This is a genomic window from Lentzea sp. JNUCC 0626 (assembly GCF_043632865.1).
Lineage (GTDB): Bacteria > Actinomycetota > Actinomycetes > Mycobacteriales > Pseudonocardiaceae > Lentzea.
On record NZ_CP171635.1, the window covers coordinates 1,826,271 to 1,842,512 of the forward strand.

The following is a 16,242-nucleotide window of genomic DNA, read 5'->3' on the forward strand; positions in this document are numbered from 1 at the left end:
TCCTGGTACGAGGGTGAAACTATCCATTGGGATAAGCGGTGACAGCCCCTAAGGGCTACCCCTACGAAGAATCGGGGCTCCTGCTCCCACTACGGGTTCCGGGCCCGTCGCCTCCGTGTTTATCTTGTCCTGCCACGGGTTTTAGGAGGCGACGCGTTGTTCCACGCCCATCTGGTCCGTTCTCTTCCGGAATCCGTCGCGGCCAATGCCCGGCGTTTCGGAGACCGAATCGCGTACGCGGACGAACGCCGATCGGTCACATTCACCGAACTCGCCGCCCGCACCGGCCGGGTGGCCGGGCACCTGGCGGCCCGGCTCGGCCGGGGCGACCGCGTGGTGTTGCTGATGGGCAACGAGGTGGAGACCGTCGAGGCCTATCTCGCCGTGCTGCGCGCGGGACTGGTCGCGGTGCCGATGAGCCCGTTGTCCTCCGGTCCCGAGCTCGCGCACGTGCTCGCCGACAGCGGCGCGGTGGCCGTGCTCGCCGGACGTGGCGCGCTCGGGCACGCGCGGCGAGGCGCGACCGGGCTGCTGGTGGTGGGCGTGGAGGACGGCGGGTTCGAGCGGCTGGCCACGTCCGAGCCACCCGCCCCCGCACTCGACGACCTCGGCCTGGACGAGCCCGCGTGGCTGCTCTACACGTCCGGCACCACCGGCGTGCCCAAGGGCGTGCTGTCGACGCAGCGGGCAGTGCTGTGGTCGGTGGCCGCCGCGTACGCGCCGATCCTCGGGCTGTCCGGGGACGACCACGTGCTGTGGCCGTTGCCGCTCTTCCACAGCCTGTCGCACGTGCTGTGCGTGGTCGGGCTGACCACGGTGGGGGCGTCGGCGCGGCTGGTCGCCGACGCGGCACCGGAGAACGTCGTCGCGGCGCTCGCGGCCGAGCCGGTGACGCTGATGGCTGGTGTGCCCGCCGTCTACCACCGGTTGCTGGAGCACGGTGCCGAGGTGCCGGCGTTGAGGGCCGCGCTCTGCACCGGCGCGGTGGCGCCGGCCGAGCTGCGCACCGAGTTCGAACGCGTCACCGGTGTGCCGCTGGTGGACAGCTACGGCAGCACCGAGACCTGCGGTGCGATCACGATGACCCGTCCCGGTGACGCGGTGCCGCCCGGTTCGTGCGGCAGGCCGGTCGACGGGCTGGACGTGCGGATCGCCGGGGACGGCGCCGAGGGCGAGGTCTCGGTGCGCGGCCCGAACCTGTTGCTGGGCTACCACGGTTCCGCCGAGAGCCCCCTGACCGACGGCTGGTACCGCACCGGGGACATCGCCTTCCAGGACGACGACGGCAACCTGTTCATCCGCGGCCGGGTGAAGGACGTGGTGATCCGCGGCGGGGAGAACCTGCACCCCGCCGAGGTCGAAGCCGTGCTGCAGACGGTGCCGGGGGTGACCGGGGCCGGTGTCACCGGCCGGCCGCACCCGGTGCTCGGCGAGGTGCCGGTGGCCTACCTGACCGGTGCCGGCATCGACACCGCCGCGGCGATGGCCGCGTGCCGGGAAGCCCTCTCGCCCTACAAGGTGCCCGTCGAGCTGCTGCTCGTGGACGAGCTCCCGCACACCCGATCGGGCAAGGTCGTGCGGCACGCGCTGGCGTCGGTGCCCGCCCGGCTGCTCTCGGTCGAGGGCACGGAGTTCACCGCGCTGCACCGCTTCGACGACGACCGGCTCGTCCGCGTCGCGGCGGGTGGCGCCCGGCTCACCGTGGACCCGGACCTGGCCGTGGTGGTGACCGGCGACCCGGACGGGCTGGCCGGACTCGTCGCCCGGCACTTCACCACCCGGCACGGCGCGCGCCACGTGGTGGTGTCGCCCGACGGCGCGTTGCCCGCCGGGACCCCCGGCCTGGTCGTGCACGCGCTGGATGCTCCGCCCGCCGACGTCGGGTGCCCGCAGCTGGTGCTGGTGCCGTTCGGCTCGCCGGTGGCCGAGCGTCCGGGACGGGTCGTCGTCGCCTACGGCCCGTGGGAGGCCGAGCCCCGGTTCACCACCCCGTCCTGGCTGCCCGCGCGGACCCTGCCGGTCGCGGACGGCCTCGCGTTGCTGGACGCGGCGCGGTCGACGGGGGAGCGGCTGATCGCGGCGGTCGACGTCGACCTGACCCGCGTGCGCGATCCCCATCCGGTGCTGCGCGATCTCCTGCCCCGCACCGAGTCCACAGCCCTCGCGGACTCGGTGCGTGCGCGCAAGGCCGGGCGGCCCGGCCTGCTCGTCGACATCGTGCGCCGCGAGGTGGCGGGCGTTCTCGGCAGGACCGTGCCCGCGGACGGCGAGTTCCGCGCGCAGGGCCTGACCTCGCTGCTGTCGGTGGCACTGCGCGCCCGGCTGACCGGTGCGACAGGCCTGGCCGTGCCGGTGACGGCCGTCTACGACCACCCGACGCCGCGCCGCCTCGCCCGGCACCTGGAGGACCTGCTCGACGGCACTTCCGCCGAGTTCTCCGCTGAAGCGCCGCGGGCGGACGACGACGATCCGGTCGTCATCGTCGGCATGGCGTGCAGGCTGCCCGGCGGCGTCGGTTCGCCGGAGGAGCTGTGGGACCTGATCGCCTCCGGCGGTGAGGGCATCGGACCGTTCCCCGACGACCGCGGCTGGGACCCCGGCCTCCACGACCCCACCGGTGCGCGTCCCGGCTCCAGTTCCGTGCGGTACGGCGGTTTCCTGGACGACGTGGCGGGCTTCGACGCCTCCCTGTTCGGCATCTCACCGCGCGAGGCGCTCGCCATGGACCCCCAGCACAGGCTGTTGCTGGAGGCCTCGTGGGAACTGCTGGAACGGTCCGGCATCGCGCCGGACTCGGTGCGCGGCAGTCGGACCGGCGTCTTCGCGGGCCTGATGTTCCACGACTACGCGGGTCTCGCCGAGCGCTCGTCCGACGACCTCGAGGGTCACCTGAGCATCGGCACGGCGGGCGGCGTCGCGTCCGGCCGGATCGCCTACACCCTGGGCCTGGAGGGCCCCGCCCTGACCGTCGACACGGCGTGCTCGTCGTCGCTGGTCGCCCTGCACCTCGCCGCGGAGTCCCTGCGGCGGGGCGAATGCACGCTCGCCATCGCGGGCGGCGTGGCCGTGCTCTCGACGCCGTCGGTGTTCGTCGAGTTCAGCCGCCAGCAAGGGCTGGCACCCGATGGCCGCTGCAAGTCCTTCTCGGCCGACGCGGACGGCACGGCCTGGGGCGAGGGCGTGGCCCTCGTCGCGCTGGAACGCCTGTCCACCGCCCGCCGGGCCGGCCGTCGGGTCCTCGGTGTGGTGCGCGGTTCGGCGGTGAACCAGGACGGCGCTTCCAACGGCCTGAGCGCGCCGAACGGGCCGTCACAGCAACGAGTCATCCGCGCGGCCCTGGCGGCCGCCGGCCTGGAACCGTCCGAAGTGGACCTCGTCGAGGCGCACGGGACGGGCACGCGGCTGGGTGATCCGATCGAGGCGCAGGCTGTGATCGCCGCTTACGGCGGTGAGCGGGACCGGCCGTTGTGGCTGGGTTCGGTGAAGTCGAACATCGGTCACACGCAGGCCGCCGCGGGCGTCGCCGGTGTGATCAAGGTGATCGAGGCGATGCGGCACGGTGTCGTGCCCGCGACCCTGCACGCCGGCGAGCCGACGTCCGAAGTGGACTGGTCATCCGGCGCGGTGGCACTGGCGACCTCGTCCTCACCGTGGCCGGAGACGGGCAGGCCGCGGCGCGCGGCGGTCTCGTCGTTCGGCGTGGGCGGGACGAACGCCCACGTGGTGCTGGAGCAGGCGCCTGACCTGCCCGCCGAGCCGGTGGCGGAGTCCGGCGCCGTGACGCTCGTGCCGTTGTCGGCGGCGTCGGAGTCGGCGTTGCGGGAGCTGGCCGGTCGGCTGGTGACGGTGGACGAGCCGGTGTCGGTGATCGCGGACGGGCTGGTGCGGTCACGTGCGTTGTTGCGGCACCGCGCGGTGGTCGTGGCATCGGACCGTGCGGGCTTGTCGGATGGGCTCTCGGCTTTGGCGTCGGGTCGTCCGCACGCCGATGTGGTGACCGGGACCGTGCCCGCTGATCGTGGCGGCACGGTGTTCGTGTTCCCCGGCCAGGGCTCTCAGTGGGACGGCATGGGCGCCCACCTCTACGCGACCGAACCCGTCTTTGCTTCTGCGGTCGAGGAATGCGACGCGGAGTTCCGTGCGCATCTGGACTATTCGATGGTGGACCTGTTGCGCGGCAACGCGGGACCCTTGGATCGGGTCGAGCGGATCCAGCCCGCCCTGTTCACCATGATGATCGCGCTGGCCCGGCTCTGGCAGGACCGCGGCATCCAGCCGGACGCCGTGATCGGCCACTCGCAGGGTGAGATCGCCGCAGCCCACGTCGCAGGTGCGTTGTCCCTGCACGACGCCACCCTGCTCTCCGCGCAACGGTCCCTCGCCCTGAAGTCGTTGGCCGGCAGCGGAACCATGGCATCGATCGACCTGCCCGCCCACGAACTAGTCTCGCTGCTGCCGCCCGGCGTGCACATCGCCGCCCACAACTCGCCCACCATCACCATCGTCGCGGGCGACGTCGAAGCGATACATCGGCTGCTGGAACACTGCAACGCCCACAACATCCGCTGTCGGCTCATCCCCGTCGACTACGCCTCCCACACCCCGCACATCGACCCACTCCACGACATTCTTGTGGCACTGCCGATCACACCGGTCGCCGGCACCGTGCCGTTCTACTCCACCCACGGCACCCACACAGAGCCGCTCGACACCACCACCCTCACCGCGGACTACTGGTACGACCAACTCCGCAACCCCGTCCACCTCCACCAAGCACTGACCACCCTCCACCAGCACCACCACACCCACTTCATCGAGACCAGCCCGCACCCCACTCTCACCGCACCCATCCAGACGACACTGCCCACCGTCACCACCACTCCGTCCCTGCACCGCGACAAACCCCACCTGCTCCACCACAACCTCGCCCACGCCCACACCCACGGCCTCCCCGTCCAACTCCCCACCGCCGGCACCACACCGCCGAACCTGCCCACGTACCCGTTCCAGCGAACGCGCTACTGGCCGGCTCCAGCGCCCACCACCCTGGGGCTGCGCGGCACGGGCCACCCGGTGCTGACCGCCGCGCTGGACCTGGCACGCCCCGGCGCGACCGTCCTGACCGGACACGTGGACGCCGTCACCCCGGCCGTGCTGGTGGACCTGGCCCTGGCGGCAGGCGACGCCGTGGACCTGCCCACCGTCGCCCACCTGGTGGTCGACGCGGTGAGCGAGGCGAAGGAGTCGCTCCAGGTCGTGATCGAGGCGCCGCTGGAAGACCGCCGCCACTTCACGATCCACCTGCGCCAGCAGGACGACTGGCTCCCCGTGGCCCGAGGCGCGCTCAGCGCCGACGAGGTGACACCGCCCGCGCCCACCGGCCCGCACACCGAGGTGTCGGTGGACGAGGACACCTCCGCCCACGTCCTGCACCCCGCCCTGCTCGCCGCCGCCACCGAGGGCCTGGACGGCGACCTGCTCCCGGTCGAGTGGACGAACCTGGCAGTCCACGCGACCGGCGCCTCCACCTTGTGCACGAGGTCGACCAGCACCGGCCCGCACACGCTCCACCTGACAGCACACGACGCGACCGATGCCGCGGTCTTCACCGCCACGGTCCGGTTCGGCGCGGTGCGCGAAGTCCGTCGCACCACGGGGAAGGGAGGCCTCTTCACCCCAGGCCACCGCCGGCTCGAACTGCCCGCCGGGCGGCCGCTCGCCTGGGCACCGCTGGGCGACGTGCCCCGTGCCTGCCGGCCCTGCGAGCCCTCGGAACACCCTGACGTCCTGCTCGCACACTTCCCGCCCGCCGGAACCGAGGTGCGGCCGGTCCTGGACCGCGCGATCGACCTGCTTCGCGGGTGGGTGACCGAGAACCGGGCCGAGCGGCTGGTGTTCCTGACGGAGAACGCTCCCGAGGACCCGGCGACGAGCGCCCTGTGGGGTCTCGTGAGGGCAGCGCAGGCGGAGCACCCGAACCGGTTCACTCTGGTCGACCTGGACGGCTCGCACGATTTCGCCGCGAACGGCGGGCATGCGCACCGCCCCACCACCTTCGCGCCGGTGGCCTCCACGTCCTCTCCGGCCGCCCTCCTCGCGGCCATCGCCGCCGACCGCCCCCGCCTCCGGGTCCGAGGCGACGAGGTCTTCGCCGAAGAACTCCTCCCGGCGAAGACCGGCGCCACCGCGGCCGACTGGGGCGACGGAACGGTGCTGGTCACCGGCGCCACCGGAGTGCTCGGCGGACTGGTGGCCCGCCACCTCGTCGAGGTGCACGGGGTTCGGCACCTGCTGCTCGTCGGCAGGCGCGGGGCCGAGGCGGCGGGTGTGGCCGAGTTGCTGGACGACATCGGCGATCGCGCCGACGTGGCCGTCGCCGCGTGCGATGTCGCTGATCGTGCGGCGCTCGCCCGCGTTCTGAGCGCGCAGGTGCCGGCGGTGACGGCTGTCGTGCACGCCGCGGGCGCCCTGGCTGACGGCGTGCTCACCGGCTTGACGCCGGATCGCGTCGAGGCGGTCCTGCGGTCCAAAGTGGATGGTGTGCTCAACCTGCACGAGCTGGCGGTGGACGCGCGGGCGTTCGTGTTGTTCTCGTCGGTCGCGGGGGTGCTGGGCACGGCGGGGCAGGCGAACTACGCCGCTGCCAACGCGTTCCTCGACGGCTTCGCGCATCGGCGCAGGCGCGCCGGCCTGCCCGCGGTGTCGTTGCCGTGGGGGTTGTGGGAGGTGCGCAGCGGGCTCACCGCGCACCTGCGGGACGACGAGCGCGCCCGGCTCGGGGACGACGCGTTGCGGACCGAGGAGGCGCTGGCGCTGTTCGACGCCGCGCTGACCGTGGACGCGCCGGTGGTCGTGGCGGCGAAGAAGCGCGCGGAGACCCGGACGCGGCGGGCGGCGGTCAACCGGGCCCGTCAGGACGACCTGGACGAGGTGGTGCGTGCTCATGCCGCCGCGGTGCTCGGACACTCCTCCGCGGCGGACGTGGCGCCGGACCGGGCGTTCAAGGAACTCGGGTTCGACTCGCTCACCGCGGTGCGGCTGCGCAACGAGCTCGTCGCGGCCACCGGGGCCGAGTTGCCGGTCACGGCCGTGTTCGACCACCCGACGCCCGCCGCGCTGGCCGCGTTCCTGCGAGGACTGCTCGGCGGTGCGGCGGAGAAGCAGGAGGCCGTGAGTGCGACGCGTGCCGACGAGCCGGTCGCGGTCATCGGCATGGCCTGCCGGTTCGGCGGGGGAGCGGACTCACCGGAGGCGTTCTGGGAGTTGCTGGTGTCCGGCGGGGACGCCATGACGGGGTTCCCGGACGACCGCGGCTGGCGGGTCGGGCCGTTGACGGATCCCGACCGCCCCGGCGTCGTGCTGAGTCCGCGCGGCGGGATGCTGCACGACGCGGGCGACTTCGACGCCGAGTTCTTCGGCATCTCACCGCGCGAGGCCGTGGCCATGGACCCGCAGCAGCGGCTGTTCCTGCACGCCGCGTGGGAGGCGGCGGAGCACGCCCGGATCGCGCCGGACTCGTTGCGCGGCACCGCGACCGGCGTGTTCGCGGGCAGCAACGGCCAGGACTACGTCTCGCTCACCGGCGAACGGGAGAAGGCGAGCGGCGGCTACCTGATCACCGGCAGTTCCGGCAGTGTGCTGTCCGGACGGGTGTCCTACACGCTGGGTCTGGAGGGGCCCGCGCTGACGATCGACACGGCGTGCTCGTCGTCGCTGGTGGCGATCCACCTCGCCGCGGAGTCGTTGCGGCGCGGCGAATGCGGTCTCGCGTTCGCCGGCGGCGTCACCGTGATGTCCACGCCGGGCGCGTTCCTGGAGTTCGCACGACAGGGCGGACTGGCGGCGGACGGCCGGTGCAAGCCGTTCTCGGCGGACGCCGACGGCACCGCGTGGGGCGAAGGCGTCGGTGTCCTGCTGCTGGAGAAGCTGTCGGACGCGCGCCGCAACGGCCGCCGGATCCTCGCCGTCGTCAAGGGAAGCGCGGTGAACCAGGACGGCGCCTCGAACGGCCTGACCGCCCCGAACGGTCCGGCGCAGGAACGCGTCATCCGCACCGCCCTGGCCAACGCGGGCCTCGACCCCGCCGACATCGACGCCGTCGAAACCCACGGCACCGGCACGAAACTCGGCGACCCCATCGAGGCCCACGCCCTGCACAACACCTACGCGCCAGGCCGCACCACGCCACTGCACCTCGGCGCCGTCAAAGCCAACATCGGCCACACCCAAGCCGCCGCGGGCGCCGCCGGCACCATCAAGATGATCCTCGCCTTGCAGCACCGGCAACTCCCCGCGACCCCGCACATCACCGAGCCCACCCCGCACGCGCCGTGGACCACCCTGCACCCCACCACCGACACGACCCCCTGGCCCACTGCCGACAGGCCCCGCCGCGCCGCCATCTCGTCCTTCGGCATCAGTGGCACCAACGCCCACCTCATCCTCGAAGAACCACCGCCGAGCACCGAACAAGGCGCCGCCCACGACGGCCTGACGACCTGGCTGCTCTCGGCTCACTCGGCGCCGGCGTTGCGCGCCCAGGCCGCGAAACTCGCGGGGGCCCAGGGATCTCCCGCGTCGATCGCCCGCTCGCTCGCGACCACGCGGTCGGCGATGGAGCACCGCGCGGCCGTCTTCGGCCGCACCGAGGAGGAACTCCGCACAGCACTACGCGCGCTGGAGACGGCAGGGCAGGCGCCGAACCTCGTTGCGGGAGAAGGCCTGACCCCCGGACGCACCGCGTTCCTGTTCTCCGGCCAGGGTGCCCAGCGTCCCGGCATGGGGCGAGCGCTGGCCGCAGAGTTCCCGGTGTTCCGGACGGCCTTCGCCCAAGCCCGCCAGGCGGTGGAGGAGCACCTCGGCACGTCGCTGAGCGCCGCTCTGGACGACGAGGAGGCCGTGAACCGCACTGAGTTCACCCAGCCCGGCCTCTTCGTGTTCCAGACCGCACTGCACCGCCTGCTGACGGACTGGGGCGTCGTCCCCGACCGGCTGGCGGGCCACTCGATCGGCGAGATCGCCGCCGTGCACGCCGCCGGCGTGCTGTCGCTGGACGACGCGGCGAGGCTGGTCGTGGCGCGCGGCAGGCTGATGGCCGCGATGCCACCGGGCGTGATGATCGCCGTCGAGGCCGCCGAGCAGGACATCACACTCGAACCAGGCGTGTGGATCGCCGCGGTGAACGGCCCGCGGGCCGTGGTGCTGTCCGGTGACGCCGAGCCGACCTCCATCCTCGCCGCCTCGCTGGGCGTGCGCACCCGCAGGCTCCGCGTGGAACGCGCGTTCCACTCCGGCCACGTCGACGCGCTGCTGCCGGAGTTCGCCGAGGTGCTCGGCGGCCTGGCGTTCACCCCACCGGCCATCCCGGTCGTTTCCACCGTCACCGGTCGGCTCGACGAGGACTTCGACGCGGCCTACTGGCTGCGACAGGCCCGCGAGCCGGTGCGCTTCGCCGACGCGCTGCGCACGCTCGACGCCCGCCACCACCTGGAGATCGGCCCGAGCGCGACGCTCGCACCGCTGGTAGAGGGGCACGCGGCCGCCACGGGCGCACAACCGGAGACCGTGCTCGCGGCGGTCGCGGCGGTGTACGTGCGGGGTGTCGCGTGGAATCCCACGACCCCGGCACCCCTGGTCGACCTGCCGACCTACGCGTTCCAGCCGCAGCGGTACTGGTGGCCGGTCGAACGCACCGACACGCTGCGGTACCAGGAGGCGTGGCGTCCTGTCGCGGCGGCGGGCAGGCTCGACGGGCACTGGATCGTGCTCGGCGGCGACACCGGCGGCGCGGGCGGCTCCAGCCAGACCAGCGGCGCCGGCGAGATCGGCGGCTCCGGTGAGACTGGCGCCACCAGCGCCACCACCCTCACCACCTGCGCGGCCGAGATCGCGGCCGCGCTGACCGCCAGGGGCGCGACCGTCACCATCGTCGCCACCCCGGCCGACCTCCAGGCAGCCCTGCCCGCCCGAGGCGTCGTGTCCCTGCTGGCCCTGGCCGACACCGGACTGGGCGACGACGCCGTGCCGGTCTCGCTGACCGCGACCCGCGACGTCCTCGCGACCCTGGCCGGCACCGGCACGAGGCTGTGGTGCGTCACGGCCGGCGCCGCGCACACCGCCGCGAACCCCGTGCAGGCGATGCTGTGGGGCCTCGGCCGGGTCGCGGCGCTGGAGCATCCCGGCGACTGGGGCGGCCTCGCCGACCTGCCCGCCGAGCCGTCCGGACGCGACCTCGCCCGCCTCGCCGCCGTGCTGTCGGGCGCTGAGGACCAGGTGGCCATCAGCGACGGCGCGGTGCTCGCTCGCCGGCTCGTGCCCGCCGGTGAGGCCGAGCCGGCCGCGCGGTTCTCCGGCACGGTGCTCGTCACCGGCGGAACCGGGGCGCTCGGGCGGCACGTCGCCCGCTGGCTCGCGGCGCGGGGAGCCGACGAGGTCCTGCTGGTCAGCCGCAGGGGACCGGACGCTTCCGCCGGGCCGATCGAACCGGGTGTCGCCGTCGTCGCCTGCGACATCACCGACCGGGCGCAGGTCGACGAGCTGATCGCCCGGTATCCCGTCACCGCGGTCGTGCACGCGGCCGGGGTGCTCGACGACGGCGTGCTCGCCGCGCTCACTCCGGAGCGCTTCGCCGCCGTCGCGGGACCCAAGGTCCTCGGCGCCCGGCATCTGCACGAGGCGACCCGGCACCTCGACCTGAGTGCGTTCGTCCTGTTCTCCTCGTTCGCGGGTGCTGTCGGGGGCGCCGGCCAGGCCAACTACGCCGCGGCCAACGCCTACCTCGACGCACTGGCCGGCTTTCGGCACGCGCACGGGCTGCCCGCCACGTCGGTGGCGTGGGGACCGTGGGCCGGCGAGGGCATGGCCTCGGACGAGGCCGTCGCCGCGCGCATCGCCCGCACCGGGGTCGTCCCGTTGTCCCCGGACGACGCGATCGACGCGCTGGCCCGCGCTCTGTCAGCCGGGCACCCGTCCTCGGTGGTCGTCGACGTGGACTGGCAGGTGCTCGCCACGGCCCGGCCGGAGCCGCTCTTCGCCGAACTGGCCGAGGTCGAGCCGCGCACGGCCGAGCAGGCGCCGCTCGGCGAAGTGGTCGGCACCGAGATCGCCCGCGTGCTCGGACTGACCGGGCCGGTCGCGCCGCACCGGCCGCTGCGTGAGCTGGGGCTGGATTCGCTGACCGCCGTGGAGCTGCGCAACAGGCTCGCCACCGCGACCGGTCTCGCGCTGGCCGCCACCGTCGTGTTCGACCACCCGACCGCCGACGCGTTGACCCGCATGCTCGCCGAACGGCTCGGCGAGCAGCAGCCGCGGGTCGAGGACCAGGTCGCGGCCGCGCACGACGACGAACCGATCGCCATCATCGGGATGGCCTGCCGGCTGCCCGGCGGCGTCACGTCCCCCGAGGAACTGTGGGACCTGGTGCTCGCCGAACAGGACGGCATCGTGCCGTTCCCCGGCGACCGCGGCTGGCACGTCCCCCACGACCCGACCGGTGCGACGCCCGGCTCGAGCTACGTGAACGTGGGCGGATTCCTCGCCGACGTCGCCGGGTTCGACGCGGACTTCTTCGGCATCTCCCCGCGCGAGGCCCTGGCGATGGATCCGCAGCAGCGGCTCCTGCTGGAGGCCTCGTGGGAGGTGTTCGAACGGGCCGGGATCGACCCGGACGAGCTGCGCGGCTCCCGCACCGGGGTGTTCGCGGGCACCAACGGCGGCCACTACGCCGCACGCCTGCACAGCGTTCCGGACGAGGTCGAGGGTTACCTGGGCACCGGCAACTCCGGCAGCGTCGTGTCCGGGCGGATCTCGTACTTCTTCGGGCTGGAAGGCCCGGCGCTGACCGTCGACACCGCCTGTTCGTCGAGTCTGGTGGCGATGGACCTGGCCGCGCGGTCGCTGCGGCGCGGGGAGTGCGGGCTCGCGCTCGCGGGCGGCGTGAGCGTGCTGACGAGCCCCGAGCCGTTCGTCGACTTCAGCAGGCAGAACGGTCTCGCGCCGGACGGCCGCTGCAAGTCGTTCGGCGCCGGCGCGGACGGCACGGCCTGGTCGGAGGGCGTCGGCGTGCTGCTGCTCGAACGCCTCTCCGACGCGCGGGAACGCGGCCACCGCGTGCTGGCCGTCCTGCGCGGCAGCGCGGTCAACCAGGACGGCGCGTCGAACGGCCTGACCGCGCCCAACGGGTCGGCCCAGCAACGGGTCATCCGCGCCGCACTGGCGGACGCGGGCCTGACACCGTCCGAAGTGGACGTCGTGGAGGCGCACGGCACCGGCACCCGGCTGGGAGACCCGATCGAGGCGGAGGCCCTGCTCGCCACCTACGGACGGGACCGCGCCACCCCGCTGCTGCTGGGCTCGGTGAAGTCGAACATCGGCCACACCCAGGCGGCGGCCGGCGTCGCGGGAGTGGTGAAGGCGGTGCTGGCGCTGCGGCACGGCGTCGTGCCCGCCACCCTGCACGCCGCGCGGACGAGCCCGCACGTCGCCTGGTCGTCCGGTGCGGTCGAGGTCGTGACGAGCGCCCGCCCGTGGCCGGTGACCGACCGGCCGCGACGGGTGGCCGTGTCGTCGTTCGGGATCAGCGGCACCAACGCCCACGTGGTGCTGGAGCAGGCACCCGAACCGGCCGCGGAGCCCGAGGTTCCCGCCCAGGACAGGGCGGTGCCGCTCGTGTTCTCCGCCCGCGGCGAGGAGGCGCTGCGCCGCCAGGCCCACCGGCTCGCGGCCGTGTCCGCGTCCCCGGCGGCGCTCGCGCACTCACTGCTCACGACCCGCACCACCCACTCGCACCGCGGCGTGGTCGTGGCGCGGACGGAGGAGGAAGCGCGCGCCGCTCTGCTCGCGTTCGACGCCACGCCCACCGGCCCCGCCGGACTGAGCTTCCTGTTCTCCGGACAGGGTTCCCAGCGCGTCGGCATGGGACGCGGGCTCGCGGAGGCGTTCCCGGTGTTCCGCGCGGCGATCGAGGAGATCGGCACGGAGCACGTGTGGAGCGAGGACGTCGGCCGCACTGACCACACCCAGCCCGCGCTGTTCGCCTTCGAGGTCGCGCTGGTGCGGCTGCTCGCGTCGCTCGGCGCGCGGCCGGACGTCGTCGCCGGGCACTCGATCGGCGAGGTCGCCGCGGCCCACGTGGCCGGGGTGCTGTCGCTGGAGGACGCGCTGACCCTGGTCACCGCGCGCGGCCGGCTCATGCGGGCGATGCGGCCCGGCGTGATGGTGTCCGTGCGCGCGGCCGAGGCGGAGGTGCTGCCGCTGCTGCGGCCGGGCGTGTGGATCGGCGCCGTGAACGGACCGGCGTCCGTCGTGCTGTCGGGCGACGAGACCGCGGTGTCCGCCGTGGCGGCCGAACTGGCCGAGCGCGGGCACCGGACCCGGCGGCTCGCGGTCGACCGCGCGTTCCACTCCGGGCACGTCGACGAGATCCTGCCGGAGTTCGAGGAGGTGCTGCGCGGCCTCACGTTCCGGGCACCGGAGCTGCCCGTGATCGCCTCGGTCACCGGTGAGTCCGAAGTGGACTTCGGGGCCGGCTACTGGCTGCGGCAGGCCCGCGAACCCGTGCGGTTCGGCGCCGTGCTGGCCGCGCTCGGCACGCGCACCCACCTGGAGATCGGGCCCGGCAGCGTGCTCACCCCGCTGGTGGGCGGCGGACTGGGCGTGCCCGCGCAACGCACCGGCGTGCCGGAGGACACCGCGCTGCTCACCGCACTGTCCGCGCTTCCGGTCGAGGTGGACTGGCGGGCCCTCGTGCCGCCGGCGCCACCGGTCGAGTTGCCCACGTACCCGTTCGAGCACACGAGGTTCTGGCTCAGCGAGTCGTCACCGCGGCCCGCCGCCACCGGGCACCCGGTGCTCACCTCGGTGCTGGAGATCGCGGGCACCGGCGAACTCGTCTTCGGCGGGGAGCTGTCCACGGCGACCCTGCCGTGGCTCGCGGACCACGTCGTGCTGGGCGAGGTCGTCGTCGGCGGTGGCGTGCTCGCGGACCTCGCGGTCCACGCGGCCGCGTCGGCCGGGTTCGGCGCGGTCGCCGAGCTGCGGATCGAGTCCCAGGTCGTGCTGCGCGGAGACGCGGCGGCCGAGATCCAGCTGCGGGTGCGGGCCGAGGACAGGACGCTGAGCCTGCACCGGCGCACCGGCGACGGCTGGATCAGGTTCGCCGCGGGCCTGCTCGGCCCGGCGGTGGGCCCCTCCCGCCCGGTGCGCAGGCCCACCGGCACACCGATCACCCCGGTGCCGCACGAGTCCGCACGGCTCGGCGAGGCCTACGCGATCCTCGGCGCGTGGCGCTCCGGCGACGAACTCGTCGCCGAACTGCCCGAAGCCGGCCTCACCCGCTGGGACGGCGCCTGGCAGGCGCTCGGCGGCCTGGCGGGACCGCTCGTCACCGGGTTCCGGGACCTGACCGTCCCGACTGGACCGGCGACGCTGCTGCGGATCACCAGGACCGGCGACGGCGTGGCGCTCGACGCCGCGGCCGCCGACGGCACCCCGGTGGCGTCGATCGGGCTGGTCGAGTTCGGCCCGGCCGACCACGCCGTGCTCACCGCCGATCGCGACGTGGCCGCCGGCTCGCTGTTCCGCGTCGACTGGGCGCCGCTGGCCCTGCCGCCGCCGGCCGCCCCGGACGTGGTCGTGCTCGACGCGGCCGGAGGTGCCGCGGTGGACGCCGTGTCCGGCACGCTCGACCTGATCACCGGCTGGCTCGCCACCGGTGACGCGTCCCAGCGGCTGGTGCTGCTCACCCGGCGGGCCGCCGCGGTGGGCGACGACGACGTCGATCCGGACCAGGCGGCCGTGTGGGGACTCGTGCGCTCGGCCCAGTCCGAGCACCCCGGGCGGTTCGTCGTGATCGACCTCGACGACACCGCGGACGACGACCTGGTGCGGCGCGCGGCCGCGACCGGGGCGCCCCAGCTCGCCCTGCGCGCCGGTGCGGCGTTCGCACCGAGGCTCGTCCGCGCCGAACCGGCACCACCGCCGGACTTCGCGGGAGCGGGCACGGTGCTGGTCACCGGCGGCACGGGCGGTCTCGGCGCTCTGCTGGCGCGGCACCTGGTCACCGCTCACGGCGTCCGCGACCTCCTGCTGGTCAGCCGCCGTGGCGGCGAAGCGCCTGGCGCGCGACGACTCCGGGACGAACTGGCCGCGTCCGGCGCGAAGGTGGAGATCCAGGCGTGCGACGTCGGCGACCCGGACGCCCTCGACGCCGTGGTGCGCGCGGCCGAGCCTCCGGTGACCGCGGTCGTGCACGCGGCCGGCATCACCGACGACGCCGCCGTGACGTCGCTCGACCGTGATCGGGTGGAACGCGTGCTGCGCGTCAAGACGGCGGCCGCACACCGGCTCGCCGGGCTGCCCGGACTGACCGCGCTGGTCCTGTTCTCCTCGGCCTCCGGGGTGCTGGGCGGACCGGGGCAGGGCAACTACGCCGCGGCCAACGCCTACCTCGACGCCCTGGCCCACCGCGTGCGCCGCGAGGGCGGCCACGCCGTCTCACTCGCGTGGGGACTGTGGGCCGAGCGGGACGGCATGGGAGGCAGGCTCACCGACGCGGACCTGACCAGGATGGCGGCGGCGGGCATGCTTCCTCTGTCCACTTCGGACGGTCTCGCGCTGTTCGACCGCACGGCCGCGGGGGCGCACGCCTACGTGCCCGCCCGGCTGGACGTGGCCGGGCTCAGGGTGTCCGGGGACGTGCCGTTCCTGCTGCGCGACGTAGTCGGTCCGTTGCGAGCCAAGGAAACCGCCGCCCGAGCACCGTCCACGCCGGACGAACTGGTGCTGTTCCACACCGCCGCCGTGCTCGGGCACGCCGGTGCCGGCGCGGTCGACGCGAGCAGGGGCTTCCTCGACCTCGGGCTCGACTCGCTCACGGCGGTGGAACTGCGCAACCGGGTCGAACGAGACACCGGGCTCTCCCTGCCCGCGACCATCGCCTTCGACCACCCGACGCCGAAGGAGCTGGCGGCGCACGTCGCCGCGCTGCTCGCACCCCGCTCGTCGGTGGCCGAGACGCTCGACCGGCTGGAGACGGAGCTCGCCACGGCCGATCCCCGCGAGCACGCCGGAATCGGGGCCAGGCTGAGCGATCTGCTCGCGCTGTGGGCCTCCCGCGACGGGCAGCCGGTCGAGGCCCGGCAGGCGCCCGACCTGTCGGAGGCGTCGCTGAGCCAGGTGCTGGACTTCATCGACGCGGAGTTCGCCGGGGACTGACCTCGCCGGGCACGACGGATCCCGGGCGGC

General features: G+C 74.2%; 1 protein-coding gene. It reads left to right on the forward strand.

Annotated features, from left to right (window positions below; translation table 11 throughout):
* Positions 1-156 precede the first annotated feature (156 nt).
* Positions 157-16,212, forward strand: coding sequence for an SDR family NAD(P)-dependent oxidoreductase (locus JNUCC0626_RS08115; protein ID WP_394619050.1), 16,056 nt, complete (start codon positions 157-159; stop codon positions 16,210-16,212).
* Positions 16,213-16,242: the final 30 nt, after the last annotated feature.